The organism is Pseudomonas sp. PA-1-3F (assembly GCF_021609665.1).
Classification (GTDB): domain Bacteria; phylum Pseudomonadota; class Gammaproteobacteria; order Pseudomonadales; family Pseudomonadaceae; genus Aquipseudomonas; species Aquipseudomonas paracarnis.
In genome coordinates, this window is record NZ_WJZD01000033.1 from 33,381 (window position 1) to 55,945 (window position 22,565).

At 61.5% G+C, this 22,565-nt stretch carries 20 protein-coding genes and 2 pseudogenes; 9 read left to right on the plus strand and 13 right to left on the minus strand.

Annotated elements, in window-relative coordinates:
• The first annotated feature begins 250 nt into the window (after positions 1-250).
• Positions 251-1,622 (plus strand): annotated as a pseudogene (locus GIV26_RS21580) (IS3 family transposase).
• A gap of 133 nt (positions 1,623-1,755) precedes the next feature.
• Here GIV26_RS21580 and feaR read toward each other — a convergent pair.
• The 3 genes from feaR to GIV26_RS21595 form a co-directional block, all read right to left on the minus strand.
• Positions 1,756-2,697, minus strand: a complete 942-nt coding sequence (gene feaR, locus GIV26_RS21585) for a transcriptional regulator FeaR (protein WP_236282135.1) — start codon at positions 2,695-2,697, stop codon at positions 1,756-1,758.
• A gap of 114 nt (positions 2,698-2,811) precedes the next feature.
• Positions 2,812-3,378, minus strand: coding sequence for a DUF3156 family protein (locus GIV26_RS21590; RefSeq protein WP_236282137.1), 567 nt, complete (start codon positions 3,376-3,378; stop codon positions 2,812-2,814).
• On the minus strand, positions 3,341-4,840 hold the full coding sequence (locus GIV26_RS21595) for an APC family permease (RefSeq protein WP_198716052.1): 1,500 nt from the start codon (positions 4,838-4,840) through the stop codon (positions 3,341-3,343). The genes GIV26_RS21590 and GIV26_RS21595 overlap by 38 nt, the downstream gene beginning before the upstream one ends.
• A gap of 217 nt (positions 4,841-5,057) precedes the next feature.
• Between GIV26_RS21595 and GIV26_RS21600 the strand changes: the two genes are divergently transcribed.
• A complete protein-coding gene (locus tag GIV26_RS21600) occupies positions 5,058-6,380 on the plus strand; it encodes an alginate export family protein (RefSeq protein WP_236282139.1) in 1,323 nt (440 codons plus the stop codon).
• Between the two features lie 32 nt (positions 6,381-6,412).
• Here GIV26_RS21600 and GIV26_RS21605 read toward each other — a convergent pair.
• Positions 6,413-6,886, minus strand: a pseudogene (locus GIV26_RS21605) (flavin reductase family protein); the annotation flags it as partial.
• Between the two features lie 55 nt (positions 6,887-6,941).
• Positions 6,942-8,111, minus strand: a complete 1,170-nt coding sequence (locus GIV26_RS21610) for a p-hydroxyphenylacetate 3-hydroxylase oxygenase component (protein WP_236282141.1) — start codon at positions 8,109-8,111, stop codon at positions 6,942-6,944.
• Positions 8,112-8,346: 235 nt separating this feature from the next.
• Between GIV26_RS21610 and GIV26_RS21615 the strand changes: the two genes are divergently transcribed.
• Positions 8,347-9,834, plus strand: coding sequence for an aldehyde dehydrogenase family protein (locus GIV26_RS21615; RefSeq protein ID WP_236282143.1), 1,488 nt, complete (start codon positions 8,347-8,349; stop codon positions 9,832-9,834).
• A gap of 111 nt (positions 9,835-9,945) precedes the next feature.
• Here the strand turns inward: GIV26_RS21615 and GIV26_RS21620 are convergent, their stop codons facing one another.
• A complete protein-coding gene (locus GIV26_RS21620) occupies positions 9,946-10,350 on the minus strand; it encodes a RidA family protein (RefSeq protein ID WP_060763682.1) in 405 nt (134 codons plus the stop codon).
• A 358-nt stretch (positions 10,351-10,708) separates the two neighbouring features.
• On the opposite strand from GIV26_RS21620, the gene GIV26_RS21625 reads away from it, so the two are divergent.
• A complete protein-coding gene (locus GIV26_RS21625) occupies positions 10,709-11,176 on the plus strand; it encodes an Sbal_3080 family lipoprotein (RefSeq protein WP_054897399.1) in 468 nt (155 codons plus the stop codon).
• A 157-nt stretch (positions 11,177-11,333) separates the two neighbouring features.
• Here GIV26_RS21625 and GIV26_RS21630 read toward each other — a convergent pair whose 3' ends face one another.
• The 4 genes from GIV26_RS21630 to GIV26_RS21645 all read right to left on the minus strand — a co-directional run bounded on the left by GIV26_RS21630 (position 11,334) and on the right by GIV26_RS21645 (position 14,954).
• The gene (locus GIV26_RS21630) at positions 11,334-12,266 is read right to left on the minus strand and encodes a pyridoxamine 5'-phosphate oxidase family protein (RefSeq protein WP_236282145.1); all 933 of its coding nucleotides are present in this window, start codon (positions 12,264-12,266) and stop codon (positions 11,334-11,336) included.
• 79 nt (positions 12,267-12,345) lie between these two features.
• Positions 12,346-13,230, minus strand: coding sequence for a LysR family transcriptional regulator (locus tag GIV26_RS21635; protein ID WP_236282146.1), 885 nt, complete (start codon positions 13,228-13,230; stop codon positions 12,346-12,348).
• Entirely contained in the window at positions 13,230-14,150 is a 921-nt protein-coding gene (locus GIV26_RS21640) for a LysR family transcriptional regulator (protein WP_236282148.1), read from the minus strand. Before GIV26_RS21640 ends, GIV26_RS21635 begins: the two co-directional genes overlap by 1 nt.
• A gap of 171 nt (positions 14,151-14,321) precedes the next feature.
• Positions 14,322-14,954 (minus strand): glutathione S-transferase family protein, encoded by a 633-nt coding sequence (locus GIV26_RS21645; protein WP_236282150.1) that lies wholly within the window; start codon positions 14,952-14,954, stop codon positions 14,322-14,324.
• A 216-nt stretch (positions 14,955-15,170) separates the two neighbouring features.
• Between GIV26_RS21645 and GIV26_RS21650 the strand changes: the two genes are divergently transcribed.
• Positions 15,171-16,247, plus strand: coding sequence for an aldo/keto reductase (locus tag GIV26_RS21650; protein WP_089042179.1), 1,077 nt, complete (start codon positions 15,171-15,173; stop codon positions 16,245-16,247).
• Positions 16,248-16,589: 342 nt separating this feature from the next.
• Positions 16,590-17,795, plus strand: coding sequence for a DUF1835 domain-containing protein (locus GIV26_RS21655; RefSeq protein ID WP_236282152.1), 1,206 nt, complete (start codon positions 16,590-16,592; stop codon positions 17,793-17,795).
• Between the two features lie 3 nt (positions 17,796-17,798).
• Here the strand turns inward: GIV26_RS21655 and GIV26_RS21660 are convergent, their stop codons facing one another.
• Complete coding sequence (locus GIV26_RS21660; RefSeq protein ID WP_205548317.1) at positions 17,799-18,218, minus strand: chemotaxis protein CheY; 420 nt, start codon at positions 18,216-18,218, stop codon at positions 17,799-17,801.
• Between the two features lie 172 nt (positions 18,219-18,390).
• On the opposite strand from GIV26_RS21660, the gene GIV26_RS21665 reads away from it, so the two are divergent.
• From GIV26_RS21665 to GIV26_RS21675, 3 genes are all read left to right on the plus strand, one after another.
• Positions 18,391-19,227, plus strand: a complete 837-nt coding sequence (locus tag GIV26_RS21665; protein ID WP_236282154.1) for a 5'-nucleotidase, lipoprotein e(P4) family — start codon at positions 18,391-18,393, stop codon at positions 19,225-19,227.
• A 93-nt stretch (positions 19,228-19,320) separates the two neighbouring features.
• On the plus strand, positions 19,321-19,878 hold the full coding sequence (locus GIV26_RS21670; RefSeq protein WP_034128210.1) for a helix-turn-helix domain-containing protein: 558 nt from the start codon (positions 19,321-19,323) through the stop codon (positions 19,876-19,878).
• A gap of 85 nt (positions 19,879-19,963) precedes the next feature.
• On the plus strand, positions 19,964-20,536 hold the full coding sequence (locus GIV26_RS21675; RefSeq protein ID WP_054917517.1) for an HD domain-containing protein: 573 nt from the start codon (positions 19,964-19,966) through the stop codon (positions 20,534-20,536).
• A gap of 9 nt (positions 20,537-20,545) precedes the next feature.
• Here the strand turns inward: GIV26_RS21675 and GIV26_RS21680 are convergent, their stop codons facing one another.
• Both GIV26_RS21680 and GIV26_RS21685 read right to left on the minus strand, forming a co-directional pair.
• Positions 20,546-20,968: a RidA family protein gene (locus GIV26_RS21680; protein ID WP_032896335.1), complete on the minus strand. Its 423-nt coding sequence runs from the start codon at positions 20,966-20,968 to the stop codon at positions 20,546-20,548.
• Positions 20,969-20,979: 11 nt separating this feature from the next.
• On the minus strand, positions 20,980-22,563 hold the full coding sequence (locus GIV26_RS21685) for a flavin monoamine oxidase family protein (RefSeq protein ID WP_236282156.1): 1,584 nt from the start codon (positions 22,561-22,563) through the stop codon (positions 20,980-20,982).
• Between the last annotated feature and the right edge of the window lie 2 nt (positions 22,564-22,565).

Below are 22,565 nucleotides of genomic sequence, written 5' to 3' on the forward strand. Positions count from 1 at the left end.
GTGGGAATGCATCCTGTGACGCTGCGCGTCACGACTTCTGGAGCGGGACGCGGAGCGGCCGGGGCGGCGTTCCCACGCGGAGCGTGGGAACGATCAACAGCTGTCCTATCGGCAGACGGCGGCCTTGTTCGACATCCGTAAGTTCGACATCATCGGTCTCTGGGAACGCCGCTTTGATGAGGGCGGTTTGCCGATCGTTCCCACGCTCTGAACTGACCCCCAAAGGTTGGACACAACCTTGGGGGGTGTCATGGGTAAGTACACAGAGCAAGCAAAACTCGCAGCCGTGCAGGACTATTGTTCCGGTAGCGCGGGTTTGAGGGATGTTGCACACCGTCACAATGTGGACTTTTCATCCCTTCGCCAGTGGGTCGCGGCCTATCAAGTGCATGGCGTTGCTGGGCTTAAAGAGAAAAAACTGCAGCGCTATAGCAACGACTTCAAACTGTCTGTTTTGAAACGTATGCGTGAGGAACAGCTGTCCTATCGGCAGACGGCGGCCTTGTTCGACATCCGTAAGTTCGACATCATCGGTCTCTGGGAACGCCGCTTTGATGAGGGCGGTTTTGATGCCCTTACCAAGCAGCCTAATAGAGCCGGACGTCCGAAAAAAATGCCGACCACCACTCCTCCCGTTCAACCCAGCTCAACCGATGACGAATCGCGCTCACGCGATGATTTGCTTGCCGAGGTGAAGCAGTTGCGGATGGAAAACGACTACCTAAAAAAGCTCGATGCCTTGGTTCAGGAGAAGAAACGAGTAGCGCAGCAGAAAAAGCGCAAATCGTAATAGGACTGAGGCCGCTGCATTCTCTCGAAAGCCTGCTGAAATTTGCCGGTTTGGCACGCAGCACCTTTTACTATCAGCAAAAGGCGCTGCAAGCGGCTGATAAGTACGCAGAACTGAAAGACAAGATTCGCTCGACGTTCGACGAGCACAAGGGCCGGTATGGCTATCGCCGCATAACGGCTGCTGTACGGAGCGCTGGTCATCTCGTCAATCACAAGACTGTTCAGCGACTGATGGCGCAGCTTCAGCTCAAGAGCTTGGTGCGGGTGAAGAAATACAGGGCCTACAAGGGGGAGGTAGGCAAGGCAGCGCCTAATCTTTTGAAGCGTGTATTCGAAGCTCCGTCACCCAATCAAAAGTGGGTAACCGACGTTACAGAGTTCAAAGTTGGAGGTCAGAAGCTTTATCTGTCTCCCGTTTTGGATCTGTACAACGGCGAAATCATTTCCTACGAGGTTGCCAGAAGACCGCTGTTCGATATGGTCGGGAAGATGCTCAAAGGTGCATTCAAGCGGCTTCAGCCGCATGAGAAACCGGTTTTGCACTCAGACCAGGGCTGGCAGTATCGAATGCCCATTTACCTGCGGGCTCTCAAAAAACGCTCCGTTACGCCGAGCATGTCGCGCAAGGGTAACTGCTATGACAACGCGGCCATGGAGAGTTTCTTCGGCACACTGAAGTCCGAATTTTTTATCTGAACAAATTTAACGACCTGGATGAGCTTCACGCAGGCATCGACGAGTACATCCAGTATTACAATCACTCGCGTATCAGACTGAAGCTAAACGGCCTGAGTCCTGTTGAATACAGAATTCAGGCCGCTCAGGCATAGATAGAAAATCGTCCAACTTTGTGGGGTCAGTTCACTCTGCGTGGGAATGCATCCTGTGACGCTCCGCGTCACGACTTCTGGCGCGGGACGCGGAGCGTCCGGGGCGGCGTTCCCACGCGGAGCGTGGGAACGATCACGCTTGCACCGCCTGCAACCGGCTGGAACGAAAATCCTTGGGCGACACTTCGAACTGCTTCTTGAACGAGCGGCTGAAGTGCGCCGAGTCGGTAAAACCCCACTTGTAGGCAATCGAGGTGATCGACTCGCTGCGCAGGAACGGGTTGGTCAAGTCATCCGCACTGCGCTTGAGCCGTGCGCGCTGGATATAGCGGCAGACGCTGTCGTCCTGTTCTTCAAACAGACGGTACAGGTGCCGCACCGAGATATTCAGGCGGTTGGCCAGGCCGATCGGGCTCAGGCCTGGCTGGCTCAGCGACTCATCAATGACTTTTTGCACATAGCTGCGCAGGTTATTGCCGTGCAACGCAGTTACGCCCTCGCGGCACTCGTCGCCCTGCTCCAACGCCGAACCCAACAGCGAGACGAAGGCCGCTTGCAGCGCCTCCACTTGCGTGGCGTCATCGTCGGTATCGTCCTTGCACAGTTGGTCCATCAGCACATGCAGCATGCGCCCACAGGCTTTGGTCGAGGAGATCTTGCCGAAGGCCCGTGCCTGGCCGCCCAGGTGCTTGCATACGGCGTTGCGCGACAAGGACAGAGAGGCGTGTTCGATCAGGCCGAAGGGGGTAATTTCAATGGAGCCTACCGAATCCATCAACAGCATTTCGCCGGGGGCCAGTTGCACCGTCTGGTCGTTCTGGGTGATTTGCGAGTAGCCGCTGCGTTGGCTGACCAGGAAACATTCCTGGTCGTTGTCATGGTCGGCGTGGTGCGTCGAGCGCTTGATCAGCCCGGCATTGGTGCGCAGGATGGCCAAGCCACGCGGCAGGTTATGGATCTCGCCGATAAACAGCGAACGGTTGAAAGCCAGCTCGGTATCGAAGTGGCCGCACGCGTCGCGCAGTTCGCGGTTCCAGCTGTCGAGCCCGTCGGGTGCATGCTGTGGGATGCTCATTGGGTGTCTCCGCAGTGGCGTTATTCTTGTTGTTCTGGCGCAATAGTTAACATGTTATCTATATGCACGCAACAACAACCTGTTTGCCCTTTGCAGAAGCACTAATGGTGCCAATCAGAGGTCCGACAATACCCGCCGCAACCCGGCCAGTACGGCCAAGAGATACCCGCGTTGCTCGGGGCTCAACGCAATGTAGCGCCGGAACGCCGGCATGCGGTTGACCACCTCGCTGCCGCCCATATGCTCCAGGCGCACGCACCATTGCTGGTCTTGCAGCTCGATGCGCAGGCGCTTGAAATCCAGCGGCATCAACGCCTGGAACAACACGCTGTCAGCCTGCAAACGCGCCTGCAACTCACGGCCCAGTGCCTGGTTGCCAGCGCGGCGCCGCACATGAATACCGCTGCGCCGGATCGCGCCGCCATGGTGCACCTCGAAGCTGCCAGCGCCACCCGCTGCAGCAGGAACGCGCAGGACACATTCGGTCAGCACCAGGTGCATCAACAACTGCGACTCGGTGCGCTCGACAATCTCGAAGGCCACACCGCCCACTTCAAGGCTTGCCAGGCCCAGATTACGCCGCAGGTGGGCCAAGGTCACCCCCGGCCGATACCCGCTGGGTGCGCGGTCAGCACGAAACAGCTCAAACAGTTTTTGCCGCAAGGTCGCTATAACCCTCATGGGCGTGCCCCGGTTCGTGATTGAATTCCTTGGCCAACACCTCTTCCACGCAGGCGGGCTTGAAGGGGTTGACCTTCTGCACCACCAGGGTCCAGAACAGCGCATAGGTGGCCGTCACGCCGAGCATCACGCCAAACGGCACATAAATGTCAGCCGGGTTCATGCCTGGCGGAGTGATAAACCACATGCCCAGCAGGATGCCGATGCTGGAGACGATCTGCGGCAGCGGGAACCACGGCGAACGATAGGCCCGAGGCAAGTCCGGACGGCGAACGCGCAGGATCACCACCGACAGCGTCACCAACAGGTAAGCAAAACTCCACGCGCACACCGCCGCCAGCACCAGGTGCATGATGTTGTCGGTGTTGCCGCCCAGGTACAGCGCATGCAGGCACGGAATCAACATGGCCACCAGGATGCACAACAGCGGCGTCTTGAAACGGGGGTGCAGGTAGGTGAACACCTTGGGCAAGGCGCCATCCACCGCCATGCCGTAGAGGATGCGCGGCACGCCGGCCATCAGGGTATTGATGGTCGCAGCGCCAGCGAACAGAAAGCCGATACCCAGCCACAACGGGCCGATCTGCCCCATTACCTGTTCGGCAAATCGGGGGATGGCCATGGGTGTGTCCAGCAGGTGCACGCCGGACGCGGCGTCGAGCACGACGTTTTCCACCTGGCGCTTCATCGCCGCGCCATAGATGAACATGCACGTCGCCACGCCCATCAGCCCGAGCATCATCGCCCGTGGCATCACCTTGGCCGATTGGCGCAGGTCCGGCGCCAGCGGGGTGACGAACTCGCAACCCACGAACATGAACATCGCCATGCCCACCAGCGACAGCACGGTGACCAGGTCGGTGCCCACCAGCGACTCACCGAACCAGCCCTCCAATTGCACCGCCGGCGCGGCGATCAGGCCCAGTACGCCGAACACCATCAGGGTGGTCCACATGCCGAAGGTCAGGATGATCTCGGCGCGGCCAAATGCGCTGACGCCAAAGGCGTTCAGCACGCCGAACACCAGTACGAAACCGACGCCCAGCAACCACGAGCCGCCGGCCGACTCTGCCAGGGTGTTGAGGTGTTCGAAGTTCACCAGGGCCATGACGCCGGCGAGGATGGTTTCGGCGGTGCCGGCGAACACATGCACGATCAGGTAGGCCGACAAGGTCCCGGTGATCGCAAAGAACCGGCCCATGCCGCAGTTGATGTAGTCGTACACCGAACCGGTGGTGGGCAGCATCGAGGCGGCCTCGGCGAAAGTCGTCGCCTGGGCCAGCATCATCACCACGGCGATCAGCATCGCCAGGGCAAACGCGCTGCCACCGATGCCAAAACCCATGGTGGCGGTGAGAATCACCGGGCTGGCCATGATCAGGCCGATGGTGCTGGCCAACGCAGTGGGAAAACCTACCGTGCCCCGGTTGAGGTGTGCGGTGAGTCGGTCGTTGATCGACATGGAGGGGTCCTCGAAGCGGTTTTTTTTAATGTGTCGGCACTCTGCGCCCCACTCCCGTTGATCGTCTTGCCCCTGTCTGCCGCCGGTTTTGTTGCTGCCTGCCAAGGCCTGCTGCCTGGCGGGCAGAGTCAATTGCCTGGCACGCAGGGAAAAGACTTGGCCTCACACCGCTCGCCCTAATGCGCCCTCACTCTTAACCAAGATGGGGGCAATAACAATGGAGCACACACTGAAAAACCGCTGCCTGCGCCAGACGGTCGGCCTGGGCGTGGCACTGTTGGTGGGCCAGGCGCAGGCCATCGAGTTGTATGCGGACGCCGACACCCAGGTCACCGGCAACTTCCTCGCCGTGTACGGTATGTTCAACAGCCCGAAGAACTACGATGGGCGCAGCGGCGGCTCCACTTGGCGTGAGGCGTTCATCAAGTACGGCCTGAGCGTCGAACAGCGCCTGGGCAACCTGGGCGGTGTGTATGGCACGGCCAACCTGGTGAGTTCCGGTACCTGGGGCGACGGCGATGCGGCCGGATTGACCAACGGCACCGAGCGCACCACCAAGTTTGACGAAGCCTTCGCCGGCTGGCGGTCTGGCGAGTTGTTACCGGCGCTGGGCAAGGACGGCCTGGACCTGTCGTTCGGTCGCCAGATCATCATGCTCGGCGACGGTTTTATCCTTAACGACGACGGCCCCAACCTGGGCAATGGCGTCGGCGACGGCGAGTTCAATCGCGGCGGCGCCTACTACATCGCCGCACGCCATGCCTTCGATAAGACGGCGGTGATTCGCCTGGGCGGCAAGGACGGTGTGCATGGCAGCCTGATGTGGATCAAGTCCGACAACCGTGCCCAGGCCCTCACTGAAATGGCCGCCGGCACCCTGGAATACAGTGCCGCGCCGGGCACCCTGGGGCTGACCTATATTCACGGCATCGATGTGGATGAGCGCTTCGCCACCGACCTGCAGCGCCAGCGCAAAGGCATGAACCTCTACAGCCTGCGCGGCACCGGCAATGCCGGTATCGACAACGCGCACGTCGCCTTCGAACTGGCGCGCCAAAGCCGTCGCGATGGCCAGGAAAATGCCGGTTACGCCGAAGCCGGCTACACCTTCGCCAACCTGCCGTGGTCACCGGACCTGACCTACCGCTACGCCCGTTATTCGAAGAACTGGGACGGCATGTTCTCAGGCTTCAACCGTGGCTACGGCACCTGGGTGCAGGGCGAAGTGGCGGGCAACTATTCCGGCCCCTTCAACAGCAACACCGCCGTGCAGCACGCGGCGCTCAAGGTCAAACCATTGGAGAACGTCACCCTGGGGGCGCTGTTCTTCGACTACAACACCGTCAGTACCCACGGCCAATTGAACCTGGATGGCCGCGAACTGGACCTGTATGCCGAATGGGCCGTCAACGAGCACCTGATCATCACGCCGCTGCTGGGCCTGTACAAACCCGATAAATCAGCCGATACCGGTGGCAATCAGGTCGGCGGCAACGGCACCAATGTCTACAGCCAACTGGTGGTGGCCGTGCCGTTCTAAACTGCTTCGGGCGCGCAGGGAGGCAGCGCCCGGACCTCGGCATAGGCGCCCTGATGATAGAGCAGCGGCGCACGGCCAAAATCATCGAAGGCCACCACCTTGCCGATCATGATCCAATGGTCGCCGCCGTCCACCTGCTGGTATTTCTCACAGTGAAAACGCGCCGAGCAATCGGCGAATACCGGCGAGCCACCCTCCCCCGGCTCGTACTCGATCAGGGCGAAGCGGTCTTCACGGGGGCGGGCAAAATTGTTCGACAGGTGCACCTGGTCCGCCGCCAAGACATTCACGGCAAAGTGGCTGGCCTCCTCGAACACGGCATGGCTGTTGGAGCGCTTGTCGATGCTCCACAGCACCAGCGGCGGGTCGAGGGATACCGAGTTGAAACTGTTGGCCGTCACGCCCACCTTGCGCCCGGAGGCGGTGGCGGCGGTGACCACGGTCACGCCAGTGGCAAAATTGCCCAAGGCGCGACGAAAGGCTCGTGGGTCAAATACGTCGGACATGCAAGACTCCCGGGTGGCCTCTATGGGCCGCCTGATTGTTGTAGGGAAAACGCAGCTACACCATGCTCGGGTCGGGTTCCAGGCCCATCAGCTCACGGCCGAGGATCTGCGCGCACACGTCATAGTCGGTGTAGGCATGCGCGCCCGTCATGTGGGCATCGCGGAACAGGCGCTGCATTTCGTTGTGTTCGAACCAGGCATTGCCACCGGCGACGGCGAACAGCCGGTCTACCGCTTCGATGCACATTTTGGTGGCGTAGGCCTGGTTGGTGCGCCAGAACGCCAGGGTTTCTCGCGCGGGGTAGCGGTGGGCGGCGCTGTGTTCGGCGTGGTCTTGCCAGGTCTTCTCCAAAAACGCCCGAGCAGCGGCCACCTGGTGGGTGGACTCGGCCAGGCGCATCAGCGCCGGGGTCGCTGCGCCGACGGCGGCACCGGTATAGGCGCGCACACGGTTTTTGGTTTTTTCGCGGAACACCTCCAGCATGCGCTCGGCCACGCCGAGGCTGACGGTGGAAAAACCACTGGCGAAATACGGCCGGTACGGCGCGTAGAAAATCTGGCTGTCTGGGTAGAGACCAAAGCCTGCAGACTTGCCCTCCATCATGTCCTTGGCCTTCTGGATCCGGTGCTCAGGCACCCAGGCGTTGTCGATGATCAGGGTCTTGGTGCCGCTGCCTTTCATGCCGGCCGCGAACCAGTCATCGCGGATCTGATAGTCACTGCGCGGCAGCACGGCAAAGCAGTAATCCTGAGTGCCTTCGGCATTCTGGCGACGGCAGCCGACAATCGCCCACTCGCCATGGTCACAGCCGCTGCTCCAGCCCATCTCACCACTGAAGTACACGCCGCCCTCGCCCTCGGTCACCCGGCCGAACGGCGCAATACTGCTGCTGGCCGTGGCATCCGGGTTGGCGCCCCAGATCTCCTCCTGCAACTGCGCCGAGAACAGCGCCAGTTGATGGCTGTGGGTACACAACAAACTCATGGCCCAGGCGGTGCTGGCGCAACTGCCGGCGAGCAGGGCGATGCAGTCGGCGAATTCGGGCAGCGACAGTTCCAGGCCACCGAATGCCTTGGGCTGGAAGGCGCGGTGCAGGCCGATACTTTTGAGCAGCGCGATATTCTCATCCGGCACCTGGCGCAGCTGTTCGGCACGGCTGGCGTTCGCGGCAATGGCAGGCAGAAGAGGCTTGAGGTCTTCGAGGAGCGGGTTTGGCTTTTTCATGGACGGCCCTGCTTATTATTGGAAGTCCGGCAGGCGCTCCGAATCGTGGAACGGCGCGGGATGCAGGGCCAGTATCAAACGGGTCGTGCAGGCGGGAAATGCACGTTCGGCAGGCAAGCTTGTACTTTTCACAAGCACGGCAGGCACAGGCATAAAAGCTGGCAGGCACAGTCAAGCCGCTTATCAGTGCGTTGGTTAACCTCGGGTTTTCTTTGTGAACTGCCAGGAACCTGCCATGAGCGATATCCCGTTGCTGCCTCAAGTGGAAGCCTTTTTGCGTCGCCGCCATGGGCTGTTTATCGACGGTGTCAGCGTGCACAGCCACGCCGATCAAACCCTGAACGTAATCAACCCTGCCAACGGCCAGGTGATCGCCGAAGTGGCCGATGCTGACCTGGCGGATATCGACGCTGCGGTCGCTTCTGCCAACCGTGGCTTTCAGCTGTGGTCCCAGGCTGCGCCCGCCATCCGCGGCAACGTGCTGCTTAAATTGGCCGACCTGCTGGAACACCATCGCGAAGAACTGGCGCAGATCGAAACCTGCCAGTCGGGCAAGATCATCCAGATTTCCCGCGCCTTTGAGGTCGACCAGGCCGCGCACTTCCTGCGCTACTACGCAGGCTGGGCCACCAAGCTCAGCGGCCAGACCCTCACGCCCTCCCTGCCTTCGTTCAATGGCGAGCGTTACACCGCCTTCACCTTGCGCGAACCGGTGGGCGTGGTGGTGGGCATTGTGCCGTGGAATTTCTCGACCATGATCGCCATCTGGAAGCTGGCCTCGGCGCTGGTGACCGGCTGCAGCATCATCATCAAGCCCAGCGAATTCACGCCGCTGACCCTGCTGCGCATCGCCGAACTGGCCATCGACGCCGGGTTGCCGGCGGGGGTGCTCAACGTGCTGACCGGCGGCGGCCATGTCGGCAAGGGGCTGGTGGAACATCCCGGCACGCACAAGGTGTCCTTCACCGGCTCAGTGCCCACCGGCATCGCCGTCGGCCGCAGCGCCATGGGCGCCGGGCTCACCCGTGCGACCCTGGAACTGGGTGGCAAGAACGCCGCCGGCTTCCTGCGCGACATGGATGTAGACAAAGCGGTGGATGGCATTATCGAAGCGGGTTTCCTGCACTCGGGGCAAATCTGCGCAGCGGCCGAACGTTTCTTCGTGCACCGCTCGCAAATCGACGCCGTGCTGGAAAAACTCAAGGCGCGTCTCAGCCGCCTGACCATCGGCTCGCCCCTGGATGAACACACCGAATTCGGCCCGGTGACCCACCAGCAACACCAACAAAAACTGCTCGGCTACTTCAACCAGGCCCGCACCGAAAACAACACGATCATCCACGGCGGCCACCTCATCAACCGTCCCGGCTGCTACGTCGAACCCACCGTGATCCTGGCCAACCACCTGCACGACACCCTGCTCAACGAAGAAACCTTCGGCCCCATCGCCACCTTCCTGCCCTACGACGATGAAGACGAACTGCTCGCCATGATGAACCACGGCCCCTTCGGCTTGAGCGCCAGCCTGTGGACCAATGACCTGGGCAAGGCCCTGCGCATGATCCCGGCCATCAAGGCGGGGACTCTGTGGGTGAACATGCACACCTTGCTCGACCCGGCAGTGCCGTTTGGGGGTAGCCGGTCTTCGGGGTTAGGGCGGGAGTTTGGTGGTGCGTTTATTGAGGATTACACCGAGCTTAAGTCGGTGATGATTCGGTATTGAATGGCTGTAGGAGCGAGCCTGCTCGCGAAAAACGTCAACGATAACGCGTGCATCCTGAATACATGCGGCGGCTATGGTTTTTTCGCAAGCAAGCTCGCTCCTGCAAAAGTTCTAACTGAACGGAACCACCGCCTCCGCCTCAACCTCGATCAACCACTCAGGCAACGACAACCCACTGACGATAATCCACGAAGACGGCGGCGGGTTGTGCGCGAAGCGCTGGCGCAGCGCCTCGGCAATCGGCTCCTGCTGATCCCGGGCAGATTCGACGATATACAGCCGCAGCATGATCACATGAGACAGATCACCGCCCACCGCGGCCAGCACCTTTTCGACATTGTCCAACGCCGTGGCCGTCTGCTCCGCAATGCCTGGGCCCACCGTACGCTCTTGAGCATCGACCCCCACCTGCCCGGACAGCATGATCCGCCGACCCTCTGGCACTTCCATGGCCTGGCTGAATCCGTATTGCAGGGAGTTGAATACCGTCGTGGGATTAATGACCTTTCGTTGCATGACCAATCCTTGTTTGTCAGTAGGAAGACAAGGCTAACCTAGAGACACTACCCACGCTGACGGTTCAACATCCAGCAACATGTTCATGGGTCAAGCGCTGAACCTTGAGTGCCCGGAGGCCTGATGAAAACGCGCAAACCCAACAGGCAATGACATTCCCCTGTGGGAGCCGTCGAGCTTTAGCGAGGCCGCGATAGCGGTGGGTCAGGCAATGAATATGTTGACCGTGCCGCCGCCATCGCAGCCTCGCTGGGGCTCGACAGCTCCCACATTGGATCGGCCGCGTCTCAGTAGATAGTGATCCATGCTGGAACTTCACTGCTATCATCCAGCCACTACTTATGACATGGAGGTCGCTATGCACCAGGTAACAACCCTCGCTGGCTTACTGGTATGCGGCGCCCTCACCGGCTGCAGCATCACCCAAACCGTCACCCCTGTTCCCTCCTCAACTATTCACTCGCCCGAAATCTGCATGATTCCCGCCGCAGGCTTGCGTGAAGGCTTCAATACGACTTACACCGCTCAATTACGCAGTAAGGGCTTTCAACCCCGCGAGTTGCCGCCAGGCGCCCCGCCCGCCAGTTGCGCGCTGTCGACCACTTATATCGGTACATGGAGCTGGGACATGGCGCTGTACATGAGCTTCGCCGATATTCAGGTGTTCGAGAACGGTCGAAGGGTCGGACAGGCGTTGTATGACTCAACTTCGGGTGGCGCCCGAATGGGCAAGTTCATCGATGCGCAAAGCAAAATCATCGAGATGACCAATCAGCTGTTTCCCAATGCTGATTACGGCATGACTCGACCGTCTTCCCTAGAGTGAGCTCACCCACCAGCCTGCGCCACACTTCACACCACCTTCTGTAGGAGCGAGCTTGCTCGCGAAAAACCCACAGCCGCCGCGCTTACTCAGGAAGCACGCGTTATCGTTGACGTTTTTCGCGAGCAAGCTCGCTCCTACAAGGCATTATCGTGCCAGGCTACCAGGTGCCCATCGCCAGGCTGTGCGGTGAAAATTCAGCGAATTGCCAACGCAAGGCCAACGCTGCCGGGCGGCGGACCACATGTTCCACCGTCACTGTCCACAAGCGCTGCGCGCCTTCTAACTCAGCTACTTGCGGGCCACTGAGGATCAAGGCTGTACGCCCGGCCACTTGCAGCACGTCACCGGTCTCAAAATCAACAAACAACAACCCCGCCACCGGGTTGGCGTGCAGGTTGCCGAGGGTGTTGAAGAACAGGTTGCCGGCAAAATCCGGGATGGTCAGTACGTTGCCTTCCACGCGCACAAATCCCGTATTGCCGCCTCGGTGGGAGACGTCCACCGAGCGTTCGCCGTGCTGGTCGATGTAGCTGGCGACGAAGAAGGTGTCGGCGTGGCGGATCAGCGCTTGTGCGGCGTCGTCCAGGCGGCAGCTGCGCTCGGCCAGGTTGCCGGGTTTGCGTGCAATGCCAGCGACGGGCCGCAGTTGGATGTACTTGGGGCAATTGCCGAAGGTGTGCACTACGTCCACCGCAAAGCCCTCATCCTCAAGCGATCCGATCCGGCCATTCATGCGATTGCGGCGGCGGGTGTTGAGGTCGATGCCCAGCAGGCCGATCGCCGCGCCATCCGTTATCCCAGCCCAGGCGGGATCGCTTTTGGCGGGCAGGCTGTCGATCTGCAGCGTGTGTGAGTCCGGTGAATGCGCAAACCCTGGAGCGCCTTCCAGCATCGTTGCCCAGGGGATGCCTTGTTCGTCCACCACACCCGCGATCAAGTACGGCAGCAGCGGATAAAAATCGCGGTGCTGCTCAGGCAAATGATCACGAATGACCTTGGGCCCGATCATGGCCATGCGTTCAGAGACGCCGGCACTTTCCTGCATGTGTCGTTCGCCGACATGCCAAGGGGTTGCTTCAATCGAGTGCATGGCGCTCACCTCCGGTTAGATACGAGCATGCTGCGCCCAGGCCGTAATGGAGAGAATGCCCACCCAGGGCAATCCACTATTACGCCAACTGAAACGCCGGATGCTCGCGCAACGCGGTGACGCAGTAGTCGACAAAGCTGCGCACGCGCATCGACGCATGACGGCCTTCGCGGTAGACCACATGCACCGGCTGCGGCGGCAACTCGAAGGTAGGCAACAGGCGCTGCAACTGGCCGCTCGCCAGGTGTTCGTGCAGCGGGTAACTCAAGGCTCGAATCACGCCCGCCCCCTGCACCGCTGCATTGATCGCGCCTTGGACAGTGGCGCAACGCAGCCGGGCGCGAGCCTTGAGGGTGTAATGCGGGAAATCCCAGTGCACCGGGTCGGCGCTGGCAATCAGATGATGCTGCTTGAGTTCAGCCGGATGCCGGGGTTCGCCCCGGGTCGCCAAGTAAGCGGGGCTGGCACATACGACAGTGCGCACCTGCCCGACTTGCCGCGCAATGAGTGACGAGTTGGGCAACTCACCGATCAGCACCGCTACGTCCAACCCCTCTACGTGCAGGTTCGGGTAAGAGTCGTGGTAATGAGCGATGACACGCACCGCCGGGTAGCGATCCGCATAACCGGCCAACAGCGGCGCCATGACATTGCGGCTGAACAGCAACGGCAGAAATATCCGCAGGTCGCCCTGGGCCTGCACATGCAAACCGTTGGCCGAGGCCTCGGCCGCGTCCACCGCTGCCAGCAGGCGCACGCAGTCGGCAAGGTAAGCCTGGCCTGCATCGGTCAGGTTGACACCGCGTGTACTACGTTGCAGCAACACCACGCGCAGGCGTGCCTCCAGGCGCGCAACTGCACGTACCAGCGTCGGCCCGGAAACCTGCGCATGGCGTGCCGCCGACGCCAGGCTGGGTTGCCCGGCCAGCGCGGCAAACAGCTGCATATCGCGATAACGCTCCATCAGGCACGCTGCTTGGTCGCGGCGCTCAGGGCCGGGTCATGCCCAAGGCGATGGCTGAGGAAATCCACAAAAGTATTGACCTTGGCCGGCACTCGGCCGTTTTGCTGGAATACGACGTGGATCGGCAGCGGCGCCGGTTCGAAATCCTCCAGCACCAGTTCCAGTTCCCCCGCCGCCACCGCTGCCGCGACTTGATAAGACAGCACCCGCGTCATGCCCCACCCCAGGCGGGCCAGGTTGATCGCGGCATTGTTGGCGGTGACAACCAGGCGTGGCGCGATCGGTACCTTCAGCGGCTGGCCGGCGTCAACGAATGTCCACTCACTGATCAGTTGGCTGGACGATGAGGTGACGAGCTTGGCCTCACGCAACTGCTCGGGGCGCTGGGGGCGCCCGTGTTGGTCAAGATAAGCCGGCGATGCGCACACCACCCGGCGTACTTCGCCGACCTTGATCGCTTGCTGCAAGGATGGCTGCAGGTGGCCGATACGCACCGCCACGTCAACACCTTCGTCGGTCATATTGACCACCCTATCGACCAGCAAGGCGTTGATACTCACCAACGGAAAACGGTCCAGATAATCCCCCAGTACCGGCGCCACATACAGCTCGCCAAACAGTACCGGTGCGGTCACCGTCAACTGGCCGCCCGGGATGGAGTAGCTGCCCGCCGCCGCTTCCTCGGCTTCGTCCAGCTCGGCAAGGATGCGTCGGCAATCGTCCAGGTAACGCTGGCCGGCTTCGGTCAAGTGCAGGCTGCGGGTGGTGCGCGCCAGCAACTGCGTGCCGATGCGTTGTTCCATGGCGGCAATGGCGCGGGTCACGCTGGGCGGCGACGTGTTCAGGCGCCGGGCGGCAGCAGCGAAGCCCTCCTCCTCGGCCACGGCCAGGAACACCTGCATTTCATGAAATCGATCCATCTTTACGCCTTCTGATTATGTGTCCCCCTGTGGCGAGAGAGCTTGCTCCCGCTGGGGCGCGCAGCGGCCCTGAAAGCTGCCAGCGCGGTTTGGCTGAATAAATACGGCAGCCTTGTTGGGGCTGCTGCGCAGCCCAGCGGGAGCAAGCTCCCTCGCCACAGGTGCTGGGCTTCAACTCGATTGCAAACCGACAGCCGTGCGCGGCATGCCGACAAAACCCGGCAGTGCTTCGATTCTGGCGAGCCAGGCGCGCACCTCAGGGTAGTCGGCCAGGGACACATTGCCTTCCGGCGCATGGGCCACGTAGGTGTAGAAAGCGATATCGGCAATGCTGGGCTGCTCACTGGCGAGGAAACGGCTCTGGCTCAGTTGCTGTTCCATCACGTTCAGCAAGGCATGGGCGCGGTTGATTGCGCTGACAGTGTCCACCTCGGCGCCAAACACCGTGGCCAAGCGCGCCGTGGCAGGGCCGGCATGGAGTGGGCCGGCGGCGGCCGAGAGCCAACGCTGCACCCGGGCTTGCCCGACAGGGTCGCTCGGCAGCCATTCCCCGCGGCCATAGGTGCTGGCCAGATAAATCAGGATCGCATTGGAGTCGGCCAGTACCGTGCCGCCGTCATCAATCACCGGCACCTGGCCAAAGCTGTTCAAGGTGGTGAGGAACTCAGGCGCTTTATGCGCACCTTGCTTGAGGTCCACCAGGATAAATTCACTCGCCAGCCCCAGCAGGGACAACATCAGTTCGACCCGGTGGGAATGGCCGGACAGGGGGAAACCATAGAGTTTGATCGCAGGCTGGGTCATGACAGGCTCCAAATGAGTGGGTATCGACGCCAGGGATGTTCTACCACTGCCATGCCTGGCGGAATGACCAGGATTCACAATCCAGCATTTCATCCAGCGAAACAATCCCTCGTGCACGTCGCAGCCAAGCCTGGCGCGAGGATTTCATGAAAAAATTCAAACTATCGCCGTCCCCGTCGTTCACACCTTCACGTGCAACGTTAAGTAGGAGGCAACATGCAGTACCGACAACTGGGTCATTCCGGCCTGCTGGTATCGGAAATCATCCTGGGCACCGTGCCCTTTGGCGGTCGCGCAGAGTTTGAAAAATGCGGGGCGGTGGACGTGCCCCTGGCCAAGCGCATGTTCGATATGGCGTTCGACGCCGGAGTGAATATGGTCGACACCGCCGACCTCTATTCCCACGGCCTGGCCGAAGAAGTGGTGGGCAAGGCGCTGGGCGACAAGCGCAACGACATTCTGCTGGCCACCAAAGGCCGCAGCCCGGTGGACGACAACCCCAACAACTCCGGCTCGTCGCGCTACCACTTGATCCGCGCCTGCGAAGCCAGCCTCAAGCGCCTGGGCACCGACCACATTGACTTGTACCAACTGCACAACTGGGACGGCATGACGCCAATCGAAGAGACCCTGGAAGCCCTGCGCCTGTTGGTCGGCTCAGGCAAGATCCGCTACTTCGGCACCAGCAATTTCACCGCCTGGCAGATGATGAAAACCCTGGGCAAGGCTGAACTGCACGGCATGCTCAAGCCGATTACCCAGCAGATCTACTACACCCCGGAATCCCGCGAGGCCGAGTACGAGTTGCTGCCGTTGGCCCTGGACCAGAAGGTCGGCACTTTGGTATGGGGCCCGATGGGCGAAGGCTTGCTGACCGGCACGACCCGACGCGGGCACAAGCCGCCCGCCAATACCCGCCAGGGCAGCGGTTGGCCGGAACCCTACGTCCACGACCAGGAGCGTGCGCTGGACATTATCGAGACCCTCGCCGCCGTCGGTGATGAACACGGCGTCTCGGTCGCCCGCACCTGCCTGGCCTGGCTCAAGGATCGCCCGGGGATCACCTCGCTGATTATCGGCGCCCGTACGGAAGCACACCTGCGCGACAACCTGGCGGCCACCGAGCTGAAACTCACCGAAGAGCAGTCGGCGCGCATCGAAGCCGTCACTCGCCGTCAGCCGTTGTACCCCTACTGGCACCGCTTCACAGCCGGGATTGATCGCTTTGATCCAGCGGAGCAACCCTTCCTGGCCGAGCATCAAAAAACCCTGGATGCGCGCCAGGACAAATAAAACAGCACCTGCCCCAATGTCGATGAATTAAGCGAACGCAATGCACGAAGATTCAATGTGGGAGCTGGCTTGCCTGCGAAAGCGGTGGTGCAGTAACAGATGCAGCGACTGACCTACCGCTTTCGCAAGCCCGCTCCCACACGGGAACTGCGCTTGACAGAGTGGCATTGGGGCAAGCCCACATTTTCAGGGTTGCACCGAACGGCAATGCTGCCTATATTTCCCGCCTGGCGCTCTCTACGCCACCTTCCGCGGAAAGGGCTGCGCCCAAGACATCCCAGCTCCACCACATTTCTACGACTCCCAACCTTGAAGCGGAAAAGGTTTGTGCAAGGAGCTCGTATGTCGCAACGCCCTTTGGCCTCCTCTACCAATGGCCGCCTCAACCTTGAGCAGCAGCGCAAGCGCGCCAAGGAACTGTTGTCGCACCTGAAAAAACTAGACCCCAGCGCCACCTTGGCCCAGGCCCAATGGCAGGTCGCCAGGCAATTGGGTTTTGCCAGTTGGCCCAAGCTCAAGGCGCATATCGATGCCCTGGACTTTGCTGCGCGCCACCCCGGTTTCGAGGCCAGCGACGAGGCACGCACTCACCATTGGCGCTGTGGCAATGACATTGCCCACAGCTTGCTGGTGGCTGGGTTCAAGGGCCGCTTCCAGATGCTCAGCGACCCACTGTGCATGGGCCCCGTACGCAATCTTCCCAGCGCCGAATTCCGCCGCCTGCGCAGCGCTTTTATCAGCCAGACTTTTGCCTTGACCCCTGCTGATGTAAACCTGCGCGTTGACGAGGAATACACCCAATTGGACGCACTGGCCGGCGCCGAACATAGCGTGCTGTGGTGTGAAGCGGACGCCTATGACCAACTGTTCCTGATTCGCGCACTCTCAAGCCTTGAACGCGCGCCAAAAAAGCTTGAGCTGATCGAGGTCGACCGCATACCGGGCGTCGAACGGTTTATCGGCATCGGGCAACTGGCGCCCGACGTGCTTGCCTGGCTGTGGCCTCAGCGACGCTTGATCGACGACGCGGCCGTGCACGTGGCCAAACAAGCCTGGTCGGCTTACTGCGCCCCCTCGCCGATCAAGCTGGCAGAACTGGCCCGTACCGCTCACCCGAGCCTGCCGCTGCTTGCACCGGCGCTACGCCGCCAATTGCAGGAGTTGCCAGGGATTGAGGATGGCCTCTCACTGACCGAGCGCTTGGCGCTGAGGTATATCGCCGAAAGCGGGCCAGTGGCGTTTGCCCGGGTCTTCGCAGAGTTGATGGCCAGGCGCGAATCCCTGCCGTTCCTTGGCGACCTGATGTTTCATGCGCTGATGCGGCCGTTGATCGATGGCGAGCAGCCGTTGCTGGTGGAAACAGAGAGGGATCAACCATGGCCTAAGCGCCCCTTGGCGTTGACGCCACTGGGGCAGGCTGTATTGAACGGCGACGCCAACTGGATGGACCACGTCAGCCATGAGCGTTGGGTCGGCGGTGTGTGCCTCAGGCCTCGGCAGCCCCATTGGCGAATGGGCAATCACCACCTGCCCAGCTGGGGGCGCTGACGCTCAACGCTTGGGTGACATCCCGGCGACACGCGCCATCGCCGCTGGGTCGAGCATTTCCAGGCAGCGGCACAGGGAGTTGAAATCCGGCGATTGCGACAACGACAGATGCAAGGTCTGGCTGGCCGACACCGGCACCACTGACCGCTGCGCGCACTGCCCGTCGTAGATCAGCGCATGCCGGATCATCGGGTTCTCACGGCAGAACTTCAGCAGGTCGAACTGGCGCGAAAGCGCCAGCGCGGTGTTGATGATCAACAGGTCGAACATCACGCCGTTCGAGCGCGTCAGCGCCTGCACTTCTTCGAATGAGCTCAAGGGGGCGATACGGTAATAGCCCAACTGGTTGAGCATTTTCTCGATCTTGACCCGCTGCAAATGCTCCCCGTCGGCGATCAGAAAACGTAATGTTTTATTGGACATAGGCAAACCTGGCAGATGGGCAGCGACGACGATCCTTCAACGCTCGCTACATTACCCGCCAAGGGTGAAGCCTGGCTTTAAGACGATTCCGAAACGGCAACGAGCCGCGAGCCTCTCAAGTGATTAGACTGGCGTGCAGACCACGCCACCACGTTCTTCGAGACCGAGCCCAATGCGCAACCTGTTCTTCGTCAGCCTCTGCTTGCTCACCACCGCCCTCGCGGGCTGCCAGCAACACCCGCCTGCCAACGACCAACTCGACGCCGTGCTCTGGACTCAGACCTCCATCGAGCACGAGTTGATCTACCGCCAGCTCTTCGCCAATGCCACCCGCCAACTGGATGTCGCCCTGGCCGACCCGAGCTGGGACGCCCTGCCCTTTGCCCCACGCAACATGGCCGGCTTGCCCCCGGCCGTGGTGGTGGACATCGACGAAACGCTGCTGGACAACGTGCCGCTCAACGCTCGCGACATCATCAACAATCAGGTCTATTCCTATGACCGCTGGAACACCTGGGTCAACCAGGCCAAGGCCCAGGCACTGCCAGGCTCGGTAGCGTTCCTGCAGGCGGCCCGGCAAAAAGGCATCCAGGTTTACTACCTCACCAACCGCGAACACAGCCAGGTCGCGGCCACCGCCAAAAACCTGCGTTTGCGCGGCTTTCCGATTGAGAGCGACGCACAGATGCTGGCGGCCAGCACCCCCATCGGCCACTGCGAAAGCGCGGGCTACGGCAAGCAGTGCCGCCGCCAGTGGGTCGCCAGCCATGCCCGCGTGCTGTTGATGGCCGGTGACTCGCTGGGAGATTTCGTGCAAGCCGAACACAACACCCTGGATGCACAACGCAAGGCCGTCGAACCCTATGTGAATTGGCTAGGTCAGCGTTGGTTCCTGCTGCCCAACCCGAGCTACGGCAACTGGTATAGCGCGCCGTATGGGGATGATGAGAGCTTGCTGTTTGCGCAAAAACGCAGGCTCAAGCAGCAGGCATTGCTGTTGCAGGAATAGAGAGTAACCATGTGGGCCGTTCATCCCACTCATTTGCACCACCGCCCTCTTGTCATCACACTCGTCATCAACCCGCCAACTCAGGAATCACAGATGCCTCACTCGTTGCTCAAGCCTGCCTTGCCCGGCATTGCGCTGCGGCGGTGGCGTTTGCTGCACCGCATCAAGCAAAGTCATGCGGCGCAGTTGTTCAACGTCACGCAATCGACTATTTCGCGCTGGGAAAGTGGCGTACAAGCGATGGATCCGGCTGCGCATCAGCAGCTAGAGCAACTGTTGGCAGCCCGGCTTGATGCAGCCGCCGATCAGGCATTGGCCCGGCTGGTCAGTGAGAGTTCACAAGCGATGCACCTGGTATGCGACCTGACTCACCGCCTGCTCGCGTGCTCGCCCTCCCGCGCACGCCAGTTCAGCAGCCCGCTCGCCGAGCTTATGGGCCAGTCGTTGTGGCGCTTCGCAACGCCGCAAATCCAACTGATCGAAGCCAGCCTGGAGCACACCGGCTGGCGCGAAACCCAGGCGCCACCGGCTCTTGAGTTCGCCACTGGAAGCAACGATTCCAACCTCGTGCCCATACGCCCCAGCATCTGTCGCTGGACACGCATGACCCTGAGCGATGGCAGCGCAGCACGCCTGGTCGAAACACTATAAAGCCCGCCGCGCATATTTTATGCGTGGACGATCTGCACTCCCGCACCTAGGCTTACCTGCACAATCGACCTTGCGGGGCAGCAGCATGGACATGGAAAAAATCAAAGGTCGTCTCGACTTTCTGCGCGAGGCGGAAAAACTCAAGGATGTGCTCAGAAGCGCCCACACGGCTTCGGGTCGCACTGAAAGCACGGCCGAACACAGTTGGCGCCTGTGTCTGATGGCGATGGTGTTCGCTGATCAATTGCCCGGCCTGGACCTGCTGAAAATCCTCAAGATGTGCGTTATCCACGATTTGGGCGAAGCCATCCACGGCGATGTCCCTGCGGTTAATCAGGTGGCCTTTCCCAACAAGGGCGAACAGGAACGGCGCGATCTGCTGCTCTTGGCGCAGTCCCTGGACAGCCCCCTGAAAGCCGAGATCCTGGCGTTATGGGATGACTACGAGAACGCGCTTTCGCCGGAAGCAAAAGCCGTCAAGGCCATGGACAAACTGGAGACCCTGCTGCAGCACACCCAGGGGCTGAACCCTCCCGATTTCGATTACGCCTTCAACCTGGCCTACGGCAAAAAACACACAGATGCCCAACCCTTGTTCGAAGCGTTGCGAGCACTGATCGATCAAGCGACAGAGCAAAGGCTCCACGCCGCAGAGTGACGGGTGTGATCACACCGCCCTGGCCGCAATCGCCTCCACCTCCACCAACGCCCCCGGCAACGGCAACGCCACTACTTGCAACGCGGTGCGCGCCGGTTTGTTTGGCTGTTCGGGCGTGCCAAAGAACTGGGTATAGCCGCGCTGCAACCCGGCAAAATCCAGCTTGCCATCGGTCTCTTCGGCGCCGACCAGAAACACCCGTAACTGCACGATGTCGCCCAGGTCCAGGTCGTGTTGGCGCAGGATCTGGCGCAGTTTGTTGAACACTGAAACGCTCTGCACTTCGGTGTCGCCATATACCCCAGGCACCTTCGGGTCGGCGGGGTCCGGCAGCGTGCCGCTGACAAACACCAGGCTGGCCGAGGCCGGCACGGTGACGGTTTGCGAGATGGGGAATTCGCCGACGCTGGTGCGTTGGATGCTGTCGCTCATGGTGAGGCTCCTCAGGATGCGGCCAACGCCGCGAGTTGGTGTTGTTGGGTGATGCGCTCGGCCAGTTGCGCGACCACATGGCGCGCCGAGTTGGCTGCCGATTCCTGCCAGATACCCACGCCGCTCTGCACCAGGCCGTCGCCGGCGAAGTACACCCGGCCATGGGGCTGTTCAAGCAGGGCGTGGGCCTCGGCGGGGAAGTGTTCGCGTTGCAACCACGGGCCTTCGCTGTAGGGGATCTGCTCCCAGGACACCGCCAGAGGATTGCGCAAGTGCCTGGAATAACCTGGATGCAACAGCTCCACGGCTTGCCGGGAAGCGGCGTACTGCTGATCGAGGGGCTGGCCGCCAAACACGTCAGCGCCCTCGCCGGTCACGTAACCGGCCACCAGCACGCCTTCGCGGGTGTTGAGGTCGTTGCTGGGGTACCACAGCAGGCGCGCCGGGTGCTCGATCCACGACAAGCCGCCGTAGGTACGGTAGTCGGTCTCCCAAAAGCGCGGGGATTGCCAGGCCACCTTGGTCGCCTGGTCGCTGCGGGTGCTGAGCAGGGCCGCCTTGACCGGCGCGCTGAAGTCCGTATCGAGCTTGGCCAGCAGGGGCAGCGGCAAGGTGGAGACCAGAAAGTCGGCACGCACCACCTGTTCACGGCCACTGTGCTGGTCGTGGTAGGTCACCGCCACGCCGTCCTCCAGCTGGCGGATCTGCCGCACCTGGGCGCCCAGTTGCACCTGCTCCTGCACGCGTCGGTAGAAGGCCTCGGTGATGCGGTCCATGCCGCCCACTGGCTGGAACATGGTGGCCGAAAATTCCGGGAACTCGGTGTGCAGTAAAGCCCCCCAGAGTTCCGGGTGCAGCAACCGCTCTAACGTCAACGGCCTGCGGCGGTCGGGCAAGGCGCCAGGGTGGGCGGCCGATTCAAGGTGCCCGGAGCGCAGGGTGCCTTCAAAAGCCAGCTCTTGGGACAGGTCACCGTACACCTGCAAAAAACCGAGCAGGCGTGTGCGCTCTTCGCCACTTAATACATCATCGAGAGCGTCGCGTTGCACCGCCTTGGCCAGCAACCCCGACAGATGCCCGCGGGTATCGTTGAGCGCCTGGCCGACACTGAACGCCGCTTGGCTGAGGTCCGGCCGCACCTGGGCGCCATGGCTGCTGTTGACCAGCACTTCCAACGGCACGCCAAGCTCACTGCAATAGTCGAGGATCGTGCGGTGCTGGCTGGGGATGCGCGCCGGCCCGGCGTTGAAATACTGGCCTGGGTCAAACCCCACCGTCTGCGAGCGACCGTCCTTATAGTCCACGCGGTCGCCGTTACGCAGGGTCCAGGTGCGGCCACCCACGCGCTCGCGAGCCTCCAGCACCTGCACGCTGAAGCCGGCGCGCGTCAATTCCAGCGCAGTGACCAGCCCGGCAATCCCGGCGCCCAGCACCAGTACACGGGTGCCCTGCCCCAGGCCGTCCTTGAGTTTCAGTGGTTGCGGTCGACGGTGTGACGATGGGCCCAGACCCAACACTGCCAGTGCATCCTTGACCGCTTTCTCACCGCCCACCGCTGCGATACTCGACAGCGCTTCACGTCGTGTCAGTCCCATGT